This is a genomic window from Acinetobacter sp. SWBY1 (assembly GCF_002946595.1).
Taxonomy (GTDB): Bacteria; Pseudomonadota; Gammaproteobacteria; order Pseudomonadales; family Moraxellaceae; genus Acinetobacter; species Acinetobacter towneri.
Genome location: NZ_CP026616.1, coordinates 1,413,184 through 1,427,428, shown reverse-complemented (window position 1 = coordinate 1,427,428; position 14,245 = coordinate 1,413,184). Strand labels below are relative to the sequence as shown.

Sequence of the window (14,245 nt, the reverse complement as noted above, 5' to 3'; positions counted from 1 at the left end):
TGAGTACCATTAAGTATGGTTTTATGTGTGTAAATCATATTTGAAAAGTTATAGATCAGATACAGAAAGGCAGGCAGCTTTGGTGAAATTTGTTAAAGTAGTCGCTGTCTTAAATAGAATAGGGAATACACATGGGTTTACGTTGGACAGATAGCATCGACATTGCGATTGAATTATATGAAGCACATCCCGATGTGGATCCACAATGGATTCGTTTTACCGATTTACACGCGTGGGTCTGCGCTTTACCTGAGTTTGAAGATAACCCAGAAAAATCGACAGAAGGTTTGTTAGAAGCCATTCAAATGGCGTGGATTGACGAAGCACGTTAAAAATAGTGCTGTGAAGCCAGACGGATTTATCCGATGTCGATCTGCATAATTTGCTTCATATCGAAAAAAGCAATTTTTTTACACATCAAAAGCAGAAAACAGCCCATTATTCGGTATAATGCGGCAAAATTTTCGCGTCAACATTGACTTAAGGAGCCAATCATGGCTATTGAACGTACTTTATCTATCGTAAAACCAGATGCAGTTGCTAAAAACCACATCGGTGACATCTTTGCTCGTTTCGAAAAAGCTGGTCTTAAAATCGTTGCGACTAAAATGAAACACCTTTCTCAAGCTGAAGCTGAAGGCTTCTACGCTGAGCACAAAGAACGTGGTTTCTTTGGTGACCTAGTTGCGTTCATGACTTCTGGTCCAGTTGTTGTTTCAGTTCTTGAAGGTGAAAACGCAGTTCTTGCTCACCGTGAAATTTTAGGTGCGACAAACCCTAAAGAAGCTGCTCCTGGTACAATCCGTGCAGATTTCGCTGTAAGCATCGACGAAAACGCTGCTCACGGTTCAGACTCAGTTGCATCTGCAGAGCGTGAAGTAAACTACTTCTTTGCTCAAACTGAAGTTTGCCCACGTACTCGTTAATACGCAGTATTCAAACCAGATAAGTGTTATTATGCTTATCTGGTTTTTTATTCTCCGATTTTTATTTTCTGAATAAACCTTTGCTCACCTCTTGAGCTTCTCCTTTCATCTTTAGACATGGTTTAGGTATACACACATGAGTACAGAAGTCCTCGCTGCATCTGCAACAGATGTTCAGCAAGCATCTGCGTCCGCTCCTGCACAGTCTGCGACTGCAGAGAAAGTGAATCTCCTTGGCATGTCACGTCCACAAATGGAAAAATTCTTTGAAGATTTAGGCGAGAAGAAATTCCGTGCAGGGCAGGTGATGAAATGGATTCACCAGTTTTTTGTTACAGATTTTGCTGAAATGACCAATATTTCAGGCAAGTTACGTGAAAAACTGGAAAAGATTTGTGAAATTAAAGCGCCTGAAGTGGTGCATAAAAATTATTCTAAAGACGGTACTCGTAAGTGGGTATTCCGTGTCGGTGATGGTGAAGGCTCATTGGTCGAAACCGTTCTGATTCCTGCCGAAGACAAAACTGGCTCACGTAAAACCCTGTGTATTTCATCGCAAGTAGGTTGTGCACTGGACTGTTCATTTTGTTCTACGGGTAAACAAGGTTTTCAGCGTGACCTAACCCAAGCCGAAATTATTGGTCAGTTGTGGATGGCAAACTATTCCTATATGGAAGATGTGCCTGTGATTGAACGTGAGCGTTCTGTGACCAACGTGGTGATGATGGGTATGGGCGAACCGTTGTTGAATTACGATGCCGTCTTGAACGCCATGCGCATTATGCTAGATGACTTTGCTTATGGCATGTCTAAGCGTCGTGTGACTTTATCGACTTCGGGTGTTGTACCTAAAATTGACCAATTGGCACAAGATATTGATGTGGCTTTGGCAATTTCTTTGCACGCCACCAATAACGAACTGCGTGATGAACTTGTTCCAATCAATAAAAAATATCCATTGGAACAATTAATCGCAGCTTGTCAGCGTTATATTGGCAAAGATGGCAACGAAAGTGCGCGTAAACACGTGACCATTGAATATGTCATGTTAGATGGTGTAAATGACCATCCTGAACATGCGCAGCAAATGATTAAGCTACTCAAGAACCTGCCAAGCAAGATTAATTTGATTCCATTTAACCCATTTCCGCACGCGCCGTATGGACGTTCAAGCCGAAATCGAATTATTTCTTTCCAAAAAACTTTGTCTGATGCAGGTTTTGTGTGTACGATTCGTCAGACACGTGGTGATGATATTGATGCTGCGTGTGGGCAATTGGTCGGACAAGTGGCAGACCGCACCCGCCGTGCCGAACAGTGGAAAAAGAAAGTTGCAGCGCAAAATGAAATCATACGCTCGCAAGGATAATGACTTGTATAGATAACTAACTTGCATCGAACGAAGACGCAAAGGGGATGTCCATTGAATAAGCCTGTATTTAAAATCGCACAAATTACAACTGTTTGTATTTCGGCAATTTTTGCTGCAGCTTGTCAAACCACAGCTCCAACCTTAGGGCAAAAAGACCCTGAAAAAGCGGTGCAAGTACGTACGCAGTTGGCAGCAGAATACTTAAAAAATGGCGATTTAGACTCAGCCAAACGCGCACTTGATCAAGCTTTGGAAAGCGATTCACGTGATTCCACTGCTAATATGATGATGGGCGTGTTGCTGCAACAAGAAGGCAGCAAGCTGAATTTAGAAAAAGCCGATGCGTATTTTAAGCGTGCCATTGCCGCTGACCCAAAAAATGCACAAGCGCGTAACAACTATGGTACGTATTTATATCAAGTAGAACGCTATAATGATGCGATTGAGCAGCTCAGTATTGCAGGTGCAACACTGGGTTATGATCAACGCTTTAGAGCATTGGAAAATGTAGGTCGTATTTACTTGAAATTAGGCGATATAGAGAATGCCGAAAAGTCATTCAAACAAGCCTTGCAAGCCAATCGCGATTCTTATGTTTCAATGTTAGAGTTGTCTGAAATTTTATATTTAAGACAACAATTTGCACCCGCTCGACAATTGTATGAACAGTTTGTACGTGCGGTCGGGCAAAAAAATCAGGGTGCGCGTGCCTTATGGATAGGGATTCGTTTAGCACGTGCCAATGGCGATCAATTGGGAACTCAGGTTTTAGTGAACCAGCTGCGTGCATTATTTCCCAATAGCCAAGAATACCAACGTTATTTGCAATTACAGTACAGTACTGAGGCCGTATGGAAGTAAATCCTAATTCACCGCAACCATCACAGGGGAGCAATCAGGTACCCCATGCATTAGGAAATGTTCAACGTCCAGGTGAGTACCTTCGTCAAATTCGTGTGAATCAAAAACGCGATCTGGCTGATGTTTCAAAAGATTTGAAAATTCCATTGAAAACACTGACTGCACTTGAGCAGGATGAATATACTGCCTTGCCAGAAGCAACCTTTATTAAAGGTTATTATCGTACCTATGCCAAATATTTGCAGGTCGATGCTTCTGCGATTATTCAGCGTTTTGATGAAATTTATGCCAACGATACAGGTCTGTTGCCCAACCATGCCTTGAACAATTCACCCATCAAAATTATGGGGAAGCTGCCTGGTTCCAACCGTGATCGTAATAAGAAGTGGCTGACCCGTATCGCCATTGCGATTGTTGTCTTGTTGCTACTGTGGGCTTTGGTGGCATTGATTCAGAACTGGATGTCTTCTAGTCAAGACACTGCTGAACCTGAAATTGCAGTGCTGCAATCTGATGTGCAAATCATTTCAGACAATGCAACGGTTGGCACAACCTCACTTGCTTCAGGTGATCAATTGAATTTGCAATTCGCACGTCCAACTTCAGTGCATATTGTCGACTCTGCAGGCAATGTATTGGCAACAGGACGTCAGGCATCAACTTTAAATTTACAAGGTGAAGCCCCATTCCAAATTCGTTTAGATGATGCCACTGCTGTGTCATTAAGTTTGAACAATGAGTCGATTTCATTATCGCCATATACTGTAAACGGAAAAGCCGAATTCCGTTTGTCTCGATAATGCAGCAAGGTAGAGCGATATCATGATTGTGAATCCAATTCAACGCCGTCCGACCCGTAAAATTCGTGTGGGTTCTGTTTATGTCGGTGGTGATGCACCCATTAGTATTCAGAGTATGACCAATACAGAAACCTGTGATGTAGCTGCGACTGTGGCGCAAATCCAGCGTTGTGTGGATGCGGGTGTAGACATCATGCGTGTTTCTGTGCCAACAATGGAAGCCGCAGCTGCATTTGGTGAAATTCGTAAGCAAGTGTCTGTACCCTTAGTTGCAGACATTCACTTTGACTATAAAATTGCTTTGGCCGTTGCCGATGCTGGCGCAGATTGTTTGCGTATTAACCCAGGGAATATTGGCTCAGAAGCTAAAATTCGTGAAGTGGTGGCTGCTGCAAAACATCACGATATTTCCATGCGTATTGGTGTAAATGCAGGATCGCTAGAAAAAGACATTCAGAAAAAATATGGTGAGCCAACAGGGGCTGCATTGCTAGAATCTGCCATGCGTCATATTGATATTTTAGATCGCTTAGACTTTCATGAATTTAAAGTTTCAGTCAAAGCCTCTAATGTGTTTTTAACCATGGATGCTTACCGCCTGTTGTCACAACAAATTGATAATCCATTACATTTAGGCGTAACTGAAGCAGGCATTTACCGTACAGGTACGGTTAAGTCAGCAATTGCTTTGGGTGGTCTGCTCATGGAAGGCATTGGCGATACCATGCGTATTTCATTGGCGGCAGAACCTGAAGATGAAGTCAAAATTGGTTTTGATATTCTTAAATCTTTAAGCTTACGCTCAAACGGCATTAACTTCATTGCTTGCCCAAGCTGTTCACGTCAGGAATTTAATGTGATTTCTGTGATGCAGGCTTTGGAAGAGCGTTTGGAAGATATCCGCACGCCTATGGATGTATCGGTTATTGGATGTAAAGTGAATGGCCCAGGTGAAGCCAAAGAGGCGGATATTGGTGTCGTGGGTGCAAGTCCACGTTCGTTGGTATATCGAAATGGTGAAAAAAGCCATTTAATTGATACCAACCAACTTGTTGATGAAATCGAAAGCATGGTTCGTCAACGTGTGACAGAGCTTGAAGAAGCTAAATCTAAAGAGATTATTCGTACAAATTTTTCTGAGTAAGACATGAGTTCAATTGTTGCAATCAAAGGTTTTAATGACATTCTACCTACGCAAACTCCTGCGTGGAGACGTCTAGAGCAACATTTAGCATCACTAATGGATGCTTATGGTTATCAACAAATTCGTTTGCCAATGGTCGAGCAAACCAATTTGTTTAAGCGTTCAATTGGTGATGCGACCGATATCGTTGAAAAAGAAATGTACACTTTCTTGGACAAAGGCAATCCGCCAGAGTCTTTGACTTTACGTCCTGAAGGTACTGCGGGCTGTGTACGTGCCATGTTAGAGCACAATTTACTGCGTGGCGCGACACCGCGCGTGTGGTATATCGGCCCAATGTTTCGTTATGAAAAACCGCAAAAAGGTCGTTATCGTCAATTCCACCAATTTGGTGTAGAAACTTTTGGCGTTGCAACACCAGATATGGATGCCGAACTTATTTTAATGACTGCGCGTTTATGGAAACGTATGGGCGTTGCCGATAAAGTTCGCTTAGAGTTGAATACGCTGGGTGAGTCGGATGAGCGCGCAGCGTATCGTGCCGCTTTGGTTGAGTTTTTGGAAGCGCACAAAGCCGATTTAGACGAAGATTCACAGCGTCGTTTAAGTACTAACCCACTGCGTATTTTGGACTCGAAAGATGCTAAAACGCAAAGCATCCTAGAAAATGCTCCAAAATTGCATGATTTTATGGGTGAAGATACGCTGAATCACTTTGCCCAATTACAGCAATATTTAACAGATGCAGGCATTGATTTTGTAATTAATCAAAAATTGGTACGTGGTCTAGATTATTACAACAAAACAGTATTTGAATGGACAACTACGCATTTAGGTTCACAAGGCACAGTCTGTGCAGGTGGACGTTATGATGGTCTGGTTGGGCAATTGAAAGGCAAAGCAGATCAGTCTGTACCTGCCGTGGGATTTGCCATGGGTATTGAGCGTTTGTTGTTGCTACTTGAGCAAGTCGAAGACAATACACCAGTACGTGATTGTGAAGTGTTCTTGTTGGCAGACCCAAATACGCAAGGCAAGGCTTTGGTTTTGGCTGAGCAAATTCGTGACCAGTTGGAACAGGCAGGCAGCCAAATTCGCCTGAAAGTCGGTTCACAAGGTTCAATGAAAAGCCAAATGAAAAAAGCCGATCAGTCAGGTGCAATCTACGCATTGATTTATGGTGAGCGCGAAGCGGAAGCACAGCAATTGGCAGTCAAAACTTTGGCAACTGCCGAGCAAACTGCAGTCGCTGTTGCTGAAATTGTGCCTTTCATCATTGAAAAATTTTCTTCACAATAAGCCAAATAACATAAGGAAAAGGGTAATCCAATGAGCGCATTGAGTGATGACGAACAACTTGATAGTTTAAAATCGTTTGCGAAAAAGTATGGCTCGGCCATTATTAGCGGGATTTTAATTGCGTTGATTGCCTTTTTCGGATGGCAATATTGGCAGAAAAAAAACTTGGCTGAGCATCAAATGAATACTGCTAAAGTGCAGCAACTGATGGATGATGCACGTAACACAGAAGCGAATCCTGATGCTTTTAGTCAATTGTCTGCAACTGCCGATAAAATTGTGAAAGAAGCGCCAGACTCTGCGCAAGCTATTCAAACTCAATTCTTAATGGCTAAACTCGCTTACGATCAGCAAGATTTTGCTGCCGCAGAAAAAGCCTTAAAGAAAGTTGAAAACTCTAAAGTAAAAGACCAAGGCTTAGTGCAATTGGTTAAGTTGCGTTTGGCTTATGCACAGTTGGCGCAAAAGAAATACGATGAAGCTATTCAAAGTTTGGCCGCGGTGACTGATCCTGCATTTAAAGCGACTGCAGATGAAGCGCGTGGCGATGTTTATGTCGCGAAAAATGACCGTGAAAATGCCCAAAAAGCGTATCAAAGTGCATGGGATACTTTGGTGGAACGTAAACAAGAACGTCAAATTTTACAAATAAAACTCGAAAGTGTTGGTGTTTTGGTGGATGATCCTGAAATTGAACGCCCAGTATTAGAAACACAAGTGGATGAGAGCTAATGAATAGAAAGTATAAAATACCGTTTGCACTGACCGTTTTAACCCTCGCTTTAGTGGGGTGTTCTACCAATAAAATTAAAGTTGCAGAAGTTAAGCCAAATCCACTGCCAAAACTTGAGCAAGCACAAAGTCTAGTTCCTGTATTTTCACAAAGCGTTGCATCGACTACATCAGCCGATCCACTACGCCTGCAATTAGATGCCGAAAACGGGGTAATTTATACTGTTGATCCTAAAGGTGAGATGGCAGCCTATCAAGGCAAGCAGCGTCTTTGGCAAAAACAAGTGTCTAAGCAAGGCTTAACTGCAGGTGTCAATGCTGCTGAAGGCATTGTGGTTGCAGGAAACAGTAAAGGTCAATTGTTTGCTTTAGATCAGCAAACAGGTGAGCAAAAGTGGGTTGCACAGTTAACAGGTGCAATTCTTGCGCCATCGTTAATTCAGGCAGGTCGTGTGGTGACTGTAAGTAATGACGGCACGGTATATGCACACAATGCCGAAACAGGTCAATTGGTTTGGACTTACAACTTGCCAAATGTGCAATTTAGCTTACGTGGTATGGCGGCACCTGTTGCGCTCGATTCACGTACTGTGCTAATTGCTTCTGCAAATGCCTATGTCTATGCACTGGATATTGTTACAGGCGTACCACGTATGCAGCGCCGCGTTGCCATTAGTGAAGGCCGTTCAGACATTCAACGCTTAAATGACATTGATGGCGACCCAGTGGTTGCTGGTCAATTCTTGGTGACCACAAGCTACCAAGGTCAGGTCACCGTATTGGACTTGGCTTCACAACAAGTGATTTGGAGTGAAGATGCAAGCAGTACCAAACGTCCAGAAGTTGCGGGGAATGGTGTATTTGTCAGCACTGCAGATGGTAAAATTGCAGCTTACGAAATCACATCAGGACAAGCACTTTGGGAAAATGACAGTTTGCTCAACCGTCGTTTATCTAATCCTGTGTTGTTTGGACAATATTTAGTGGTCGGTGATTTAGATGGTGTTTTACACCTCATTGATCCAAGCTCAGGGCAACTGGTTGGACGTTCAAAAACCAATGGCGAAGTCCGTTCATTGCGTGTAATTGACAATCAACTCTATGTCGCAACGCAAAAGGGCGCATTAAGCGTTTGGCAGAACCGCTAATTTTGTTCTGACTTTTATGCTAAAATAGTTGTCCGTATTTTTACGCGGGGTAATTGAATCATCAATGCCCCGTGTTTTTATTTAATAGAGTGGTCGATGTTCTCTCTGTCGTTTGCGTGGTCGCAACGCTGAACCCAACATCCATACTCTGTTCTTTCTTCCACAGTTTCGGATGTACAGACCATTGAAACTGACTGATCTTGAATAAAGGTTAATCTATGAAACCCGTAATTGCGCTCATTGGTCGTCCGAACGTCGGAAAATCAACGCTGTTTAACCAGATTACCAAGAGCCGTGATGCACTTGTTGCTGACTTTGCAGGTCTGACACGTGACCGCAAATATGGTGATGCAACCTATCAAAATAAATCTTTCATTGTGGTCGATACTGGCGGTATTGGCGAAAGTGAAGGTGGCATCGACTCTTACATGGCTGAACAATCTAAAACAGCCATTCACGAAGCCGATATGATCATTTTTGTGGTCGATGCACGTGCAGGCTTGTTGGCATCGGATGAGCAAATTGCGCGTGAATTGCGTACTTTGGGCAAAAAAGTATTCTTGGTGGCGAACAAAGTAGATGGCGTACATGCCGAAGCCGCTTTGGTTGAGTTCTTTAAGCTGGGTATGGGCGAGCCATTGCAAGTGGCTGCCAGTCATGGTCGAGGCGTTCAGCAAATGCTGGAAGACGTTTTGGCAGATGTTCCTGAAGATGAAAACCCAGATGCACACGATCAAGACACAGGTTTGCGTTTAGCCATTATTGGACGTCCAAACGTGGGTAAATCGACACTGGTCAATCGTTTATTGGGCGAAGAACGTGTAGTGGCATACGATCAGCCGGGTACGACACGTGACTCAGTCTATATTCCGTTTGAGCGTAATGAACGTAAATACACCTTAATTGATACTGCAGGTGTGCGTCGTAAAGGTAAGGTCGATGAAATGATCGAGAAATTCTCGATTGTGAAAACCTTGCAAGCCATGAAAGATGCACACGTGGTGGTGATTGTGGTGGATGCGCGTGATGGTATTGTCGAGCAAGATTTACACTTAATTGGTTATGCGCTTGAAGCAGGGCGTGCCATGGTGATCGCGATTAACAAATGGGACAATATGTCCGAATATGATCGCAAACAATGTAAGTTAGATGTTGAGCGTCGTTTTGACTTTATTCCATGGGCAAAAATCCACCTAATTTCTGCCTTGCATGGTACAGGCGTGGGCGATTTATATCCTTCTATTCATCGTGCTTATGAATCATCACACTTAAAAGTGTCACCTGCCAAATTGACGCAAATTTTGAATGACGCAACAGATGCACACCATCCACCCAAAGTGCAAGGTCGCGCCATTAAAATGCGTTATGCACACATGGGTGGACAGAATCCGCCAACCATCGTGATTCATGGTAATAAGGTCGATAAAACACCTGCAGATTACCGTCGTTATTTAGAAAACGTGTTCCGTAAAGTTTATAAGCTAGAAGGTACGCCTGTAAAAATTGAATTTAAAACTTCTGAAAACCCATTTGAAGGACGTAAGTCACAAGTGGATGAACGCACAGCCGCACGTCGTCGTCGTTATGTGCAGAAGTTTAAGAAAGCCGAGAAGAAGTTCAAGCGAGGCTAAGGCTTAAACTTTGACGTGTTTAATAAAAAATCCCGAATGTAAATTCGGGATTTTTTTTGAGCAACTTAATTTAAATATAGATAGATGTAGAATTAATGACGCTTCGCCAACAAACTATTCGACAGACGATTTAACCATTGTGGGCTAATACTCGAAAGTTGCATTAGGGTTTTGGCTTTTAAACCGACCGCACGATGCGTATTGGTCAGAATCGAATCTTTAACCGTCGCTTGTTGATACACCACCTGGGCGACATCTTCTGTCGATAAATGCACGCCCATGTTTTGAATGGTGGCTGCATCCATATCTTTCACCATTGCAGTTTGTACAAATAGCGGCATGACATCTAAGACCCGAATGCCGTATTTTTGCCACTCTATATCTAAACCTTCCGTAATGCCACGTACTGCAAATTTGGAAGCAGAATAAGAAATTAAATCGGCTTGTCCATAAATCGCAGATGCCGAAGACAGGTTAATCACCCGTGCAAAACTTGCTTGTTTTAAATAAGGCAAAGCCGCATGACAACCGTTTAATACACCATTCACATTCACTGCCATAGTCCGATGATGCGCTTCTATGGGTGTGTCTTCAAATGCGCCTGAGTAGAGAATTCCTGCATTATTCACCAAAATATTCAATTCACCTGCCCATTGGCAAAAATCGGATAACGCAGCTTGCCAACTGGCATAGTCTGCCACATCAAGCAAACCTGCATGTGCACGCTCACCCAATTGTTCTGCTAATTGCTGTGCTTGTGCGAGATGAATATCATAAATACCGACACGGTAACCTTGTTGATAAAACAATTGTGCGATTGCGGCACCAATGCCTTGTGCAGCGCCACTAATCAAGATACTGTGCATTTGAACTTGCTCCCTGATGTTATTTTTGTTGTGCATATCGTCCTTGCCGTCTGAGCATAACAAAAAAATGGTGCATTCGTGCAATAAATTGAAATAAGGAACAACCCATGCAGCAATTGCTTTCAATCATGCAACAGTTACGTCAACAATGCCCGTGGGATCAAAAACAAACCCCAGAAAGTTTGACTCAATACGCAATTGAAGAAGCTTATGAAGTTGAAGCAGCAGTGCGTTCAGGCAAGGTGGATGATGTACGTGATGAGCTGGGTGATTTGTTGTTGCAAGTGGTGTTTCAGGCACAAATGTATAGCGAGCAAGGTGCATTTGATTTTCAAGATGTGGTACAAGCCATTTGCGATAAATTAATTCGTCGGCATCCACATGTGTTTCAGGCAGAACAGTTTGCACAGCTTAGCGCAGAAGATGTGGCTGCCTTATGGAAAACCATCAAACAACAAGAAAAACAGGGTAAAGCAAAGTCCCGTTTAGATGAAGTGAAACACGCACCCGCCTTGGTGCAAGCACAGCAAATTCAACAGCATGCGGCACAATTGGCCTTTGATTTTCATACTGTGCAAGATGCTTTTGGTAAGTTAGAAGAAGAATTGCAAGAATTACAACAGGCGATTCAGCAGCAACAATCCGACGAAATACGGGATGAATTTGGTGATTGTTTGTTTTCTTTAATCAATGTTGGACGTAAACTTGGCTTATCCAGTGAGATGGCATTATTGGGTACGATTCATAAATTTAGAACACGCTTTGCTTACATTGAAGATCAGGCCAAATTACAACAAAAAACAATAGAAGATATGACTTTAGAAGAAATGGATCAACTTTGGGAGCAGGCAAAACAACAATTAGAATGACAGGTTTTGCGGCAACATGAATATATCGCAGCAGTTAAAAACATCTTTTCGCTTTTTTTCTTTCGGATGGCAGTGCTGGCTTGCATTGCTGTTATGCAGTATCAGCGTATGGAGTACAGCACAAAATGTGCAGTCCAAGCCTGCTCAGGTGGATGGGCACAGCTATGATCAAAACTATTTAAAATGGAAAGCACAGCAAGCCGCGCAAGATCAGCGTTTAAGTGCGACTCAAAGCGCATCATCAAGCGCAGCACATTATTTAGCGCGTCCTACTCAGCAAAGTGCGCATACAAATCAAGTGCGTTTAAATAGTGCTTCACTAGAACAATTGCAGCAATTGTCTGGGGTGGGTATGAAAAAAGCACAAGCGATTGTGGAATACAGAAAACAAAATGGAAAATTCCAAAGTATTGAAGAACTTCAGCAAGTCAAAGGGATTGGGCCTGCCTTATTTGCCAAGAATAAACACAAGTTGGCATTGTAGCTGCAAGCAGAATTTTAGCACCGCACATTGCAAAATTAGCGTGTGAATCAAATTGCCCTTTGATTGTGTTAGAGATATGATTAGCGACATCTTATCTGTTTTACGTTCAGACGTAGGAGACAGCGTCTTTTGCAAACTTTGCGCGCGTCAAAATGTGGTTTATCTACCGCTCAATTACCTTCTTCCATTTTAGATGTTCTAGATGCTTTAACCAAAGCAGGCTATGAAGCCTATATCGTCGGTGGTGGAGTTCGTGACTTAATGTTAGGGCTAAATCCGAAGGATTTTGATGCCGTAACCAATGCTACCCCCTCACAAGTGAAAGAAGTTTTCGGACGACGTTGCCGAATTATTGGACGACGTTTTGAGTTGGCGCATGTCTATGCAGGACGTGAGTTGATTGAAGTAGCCACTTTCCGAGCACCACCCAAAAAAGCTGTGACGTCTGCCGCAGGGATGATTCTGCGCGATAATAACTGGGGTACAATAGAGGAAGATTTTGCTCGTCGTGACTTTTCAATCAACGCATTGTATTACCAGCCACGCAAAGGCATCGTACTCGATTTTTGCAATGCGGTAGATGATATTAAGCACAGAAACTTACGCTTATTGGGTGATCCAACCTTGCGTTTTGAAGAAGACCCAGTGCGTATGTTGCGTACTTTGCGTTTCGCTGCCAAATTAAATTTCAATATTGATCTAAAAATTCTTAAAATTTTTACGCCTGAAATGACGCAGTTATTGCGTGATGTTTCGCCACACCGTTTATATGATGAGTCGCAAAAACTCTTTACGATGGGACATTTAAGCAAAGTCCTGCCTATGTTGATTGAGTTTGGTATTTGGCGTCAGTTATTTGCTGATATCAAACCAGACATCAACTCATTTATTGAACGTGCAGCAAAAAATACCGATCAACGGATTGCGATTGGTAAAACCATCAACCCTGCATTTTTCTATGCGGTGCTGTTGTGGCAACCATTTTTAGAGCGTTGTGACTTTTATCTGTCTAAAGGTGTAGTGGCCGCCGAAGCGCGAGCACAAGCTGGTTTAGATGTACTAAAACGTCAGGCGACACGTACCATTATTCCGCGCTTTGCTGAAACTTTTATTCGTGAAGTTTGGGAAATGCAAACCCGTTTATTGCAACCGAAACCACAGCAAATTGAAGCATTGTCTGGGCATGCACGTTTCCGTGCAGGATTTGACTTTTTATTACTGCGTGAAAAAGCAGGTGATAGCTCGACTTTAGGGATGGGACAGTGGTGGGATGCCTACCAACTCATGAGCACCGATGAAAAAGAACGTGCGATTGCTCAATACAATCGACTACGAGCCAAGAGCCGCCGTAAAACAGCGCAAGAGCCTGTTGATGTGACACCAGCAACACATGCCACTGATTTAATTGAACCTTTGGTGAATGAGCCTGAGCCTCGTAGTCGTCGGGCCCGTAAAGCCAAACAGTATGAAGAAAATCGAGCACAATTGACTGCTACAGCAAGCAGTTCAGGTATTGGTGCAGATCATCCAATTTTAAAACGTAAACGTGTGCAACGTGATTTAAGCCAAGTGATTTTTGGGCCAACACAATGAGCAACATCACCTATATTGGTTTAGGCAGTAATTTGGGCGATTCGCGTCAAATTTTGACTGAAGCGGTGCAAAAACTGGCAACACTAGGGCAAGTGGAGACATCTAAACTGTATCAAAGCCCACCCATGGGACCACAAGATCAGCCTAATTATTTGAATGCTGTGGTACGTTTAGATACCGAACTTGAAGCGTTGGCATTGTTAGATGAATTACAGCGTTTTGAACAAGAGTCAGGTCGGGTACGTTTACGCCATTGGGGTGAGCGTACGCTAGATTTAGACTTGTTGATTTATGCTGATGCCAATATTCAAAATGAACGTCTGACTGTACCGCATGTAGGGGTATTAGAACGTGATTTTGTCGTCATCCCGCTGTTAGATTTAGATGCTAACTTAAGTGTCAAAGGACAATTATTAAAACACTCACCATTGCTTGAACATCCGAGCTTAACTGTTGTGGATGCAGGCAATTGGGCAGGGCTATAAAGTTTTAAATTAAGCATGCGTGATGCTTTTTCCAT

The 14,245-nt window shown here is 42.9% G+C and carries 15 protein-coding genes; 14 read left to right on the top strand and 1 reads right to left on the bottom strand.

The window, feature by feature from the left end; all coding sequences use genetic code 11:
- Positions 1–131: 131 nt before the first annotated feature.
- The 10 genes from iscX to der all read left to right on the top strand — a co-directional run bounded on the left by iscX (position 132) and on the right by der (position 9,913).
- Positions 132–332: a Fe-S cluster assembly protein IscX gene (gene iscX, locus C3Y93_RS06835; RefSeq protein WP_104852473.1), complete on the top strand. Its 201-nt coding sequence runs from the start codon at positions 132–134 to the stop codon at positions 330–332.
- 162 nt (positions 333–494) lie between these two features.
- Complete coding sequence (gene ndk / locus C3Y93_RS06830) at positions 495–926, top strand: nucleoside-diphosphate kinase (protein ID WP_004975092.1); 432 nt, start codon at positions 495–497, stop codon at positions 924–926.
- Between the two features lie 136 nt (positions 927–1,062).
- A complete protein-coding gene (gene rlmN, locus C3Y93_RS06825; RefSeq protein ID WP_004975094.1) occupies positions 1,063–2,295 on the top strand; it encodes a 23S rRNA (adenine(2503)-C(2))-methyltransferase RlmN in 1,233 nt (410 codons plus the stop codon).
- Positions 2,296–2,370: 75 nt separating this feature from the next.
- Complete coding sequence (pilW, locus tag C3Y93_RS06820) at positions 2,371–3,159, top strand: type IV pilus biogenesis/stability protein PilW (RefSeq protein WP_371971077.1); 789 nt, start codon at positions 2,371–2,373, stop codon at positions 3,157–3,159.
- The gene (locus tag C3Y93_RS06815; protein ID WP_104852472.1) at positions 3,150–3,959 is read left to right on the top strand and encodes a helix-turn-helix domain-containing protein; all 810 of its coding nucleotides are present in this window, start codon (positions 3,150–3,152) and stop codon (positions 3,957–3,959) included. Before pilW ends, C3Y93_RS06815 begins: the two co-directional genes overlap by 10 nt.
- 22 nt (positions 3,960–3,981) lie before the next feature.
- Positions 3,982–5,103: a flavodoxin-dependent (E)-4-hydroxy-3-methylbut-2-enyl-diphosphate synthase gene (ispG, locus tag C3Y93_RS06810; protein WP_104852471.1), complete on the top strand. Its 1,122-nt coding sequence runs from the start codon at positions 3,982–3,984 to the stop codon at positions 5,101–5,103.
- Between the two features lie 3 nt (positions 5,104–5,106).
- A complete protein-coding gene (gene hisS, locus C3Y93_RS06805; RefSeq protein WP_104852470.1) occupies positions 5,107–6,402 on the top strand; it encodes a histidine--tRNA ligase in 1,296 nt (431 codons plus the stop codon).
- Positions 6,403–6,432: 30 nt separating this feature from the next.
- Positions 6,433–7,134 (top strand): YfgM family protein, encoded by a 702-nt coding sequence (locus tag C3Y93_RS06800; protein WP_104852469.1) that lies wholly within the window; start codon positions 6,433–6,435, stop codon positions 7,132–7,134.
- On the top strand, positions 7,134–8,282 hold the full coding sequence (gene bamB / locus C3Y93_RS06795; protein WP_104852468.1) for an outer membrane protein assembly factor BamB: 1,149 nt from the start codon (positions 7,134–7,136) through the stop codon (positions 8,280–8,282). Before C3Y93_RS06800 ends, bamB begins: the two co-directional genes overlap by 1 nt.
- 218 nt (positions 8,283–8,500) lie before the next feature.
- The gene (der, locus tag C3Y93_RS06790; RefSeq protein WP_004975107.1) at positions 8,501–9,913 is read left to right on the top strand and encodes a ribosome biogenesis GTPase Der; all 1,413 of its coding nucleotides are present in this window, start codon (positions 8,501–8,503) and stop codon (positions 9,911–9,913) included.
- A gap of 92 nt (positions 9,914–10,005) precedes the next feature.
- On the opposite strand, the gene C3Y93_RS06785 is transcribed toward der, so the two are convergent.
- Positions 10,006–10,779, bottom strand: a complete 774-nt coding sequence (locus tag C3Y93_RS06785) for an SDR family oxidoreductase (protein ID WP_104853255.1) — start codon at positions 10,777–10,779, stop codon at positions 10,006–10,008.
- 107 nt (positions 10,780–10,886) lie between these two features.
- On the opposite strand from C3Y93_RS06785, the gene mazG reads away from it, so the two are divergent.
- From mazG to folK, 4 genes are all read left to right on the top strand, one after another.
- Positions 10,887–11,648 (top strand): nucleoside triphosphate pyrophosphohydrolase, encoded by a 762-nt coding sequence (gene mazG, locus C3Y93_RS06780; RefSeq protein ID WP_104852467.1) that lies wholly within the window; start codon positions 10,887–10,889, stop codon positions 11,646–11,648.
- 16 nt (positions 11,649–11,664) lie between these two features.
- Positions 11,665–12,132 (top strand): ComEA family DNA-binding protein, encoded by a 468-nt coding sequence (locus tag C3Y93_RS06775; RefSeq protein WP_104852466.1) that lies wholly within the window; start codon positions 11,665–11,667, stop codon positions 12,130–12,132.
- A gap of 129 nt (positions 12,133–12,261) precedes the next feature.
- Positions 12,262–13,725 (top strand): polynucleotide adenylyltransferase PcnB, encoded by a 1,464-nt coding sequence (pcnB, locus tag C3Y93_RS06770; RefSeq protein WP_104852465.1) that lies wholly within the window; start codon positions 12,262–12,264, stop codon positions 13,723–13,725.
- The gene (gene folK, locus C3Y93_RS06765) at positions 13,722–14,210 is read left to right on the top strand and encodes a 2-amino-4-hydroxy-6-hydroxymethyldihydropteridine diphosphokinase (RefSeq protein ID WP_104852464.1); all 489 of its coding nucleotides are present in this window, start codon (positions 13,722–13,724) and stop codon (positions 14,208–14,210) included. The genes pcnB and folK overlap by 4 nt, the downstream gene beginning before the upstream one ends.
- Positions 14,211–14,245: the final 35 nt, after the last annotated feature.

Bases quoted from the DNA above. Each gene is read 5' to 3' on its own strand.
- mazG (WP_104852467.1), top strand. From the start codon at position 10,887: ATGCAGCAATTGCTTTCAATCATGCAACAGTTACGTCAACAATGCCCG.
- ndk (WP_004975092.1), top strand. From the start codon at position 495: ATGGCTATTGAACGTACTTTATCTATCGTAAAACCAGATGCAGTTGCT.
- ispG (WP_104852471.1), top strand. From the start codon at position 3,982: ATGATTGTGAATCCAATTCAACGCCGTCCGACCCGTAAAATTCGTGTG.
- iscX (WP_104852473.1), top strand. From the start codon at position 132: ATGGGTTTACGTTGGACAGATAGCATCGACATTGCGATTGAATTATAT.
- hisS (WP_104852470.1), top strand. From the start codon at position 5,107: ATGAGTTCAATTGTTGCAATCAAAGGTTTTAATGACATTCTACCTACG.
- bamB (WP_104852468.1), top strand. From the start codon at position 7,134: ATGAATAGAAAGTATAAAATACCGTTTGCACTGACCGTTTTAACCCTC.
- der (WP_004975107.1), top strand. From the start codon at position 8,501: ATGAAACCCGTAATTGCGCTCATTGGTCGTCCGAACGTCGGAAAATCA.
- rlmN (WP_004975094.1), top strand. From the start codon at position 1,063: ATGAGTACAGAAGTCCTCGCTGCATCTGCAACAGATGTTCAGCAAGCA.
- folK (WP_104852464.1), top strand. From the start codon at position 13,722: ATGAGCAACATCACCTATATTGGTTTAGGCAGTAATTTGGGCGATTCG.
- C3Y93_RS06775 (WP_104852466.1), top strand. From the start codon at position 11,665: ATGAATATATCGCAGCAGTTAAAAACATCTTTTCGCTTTTTTTCTTTC.
- C3Y93_RS06800 (WP_104852469.1), top strand. From the start codon at position 6,433: ATGAGCGCATTGAGTGATGACGAACAACTTGATAGTTTAAAATCGTTT.
- C3Y93_RS06785 (WP_104853255.1), bottom strand. From the start codon at position 10,779: ATGCACAGTATCTTGATTAGTGGCGCTGCACAAGGCATTGGTGCCGCA.
- C3Y93_RS06815 (WP_104852472.1), top strand. From the start codon at position 3,150: ATGGAAGTAAATCCTAATTCACCGCAACCATCACAGGGGAGCAATCAG.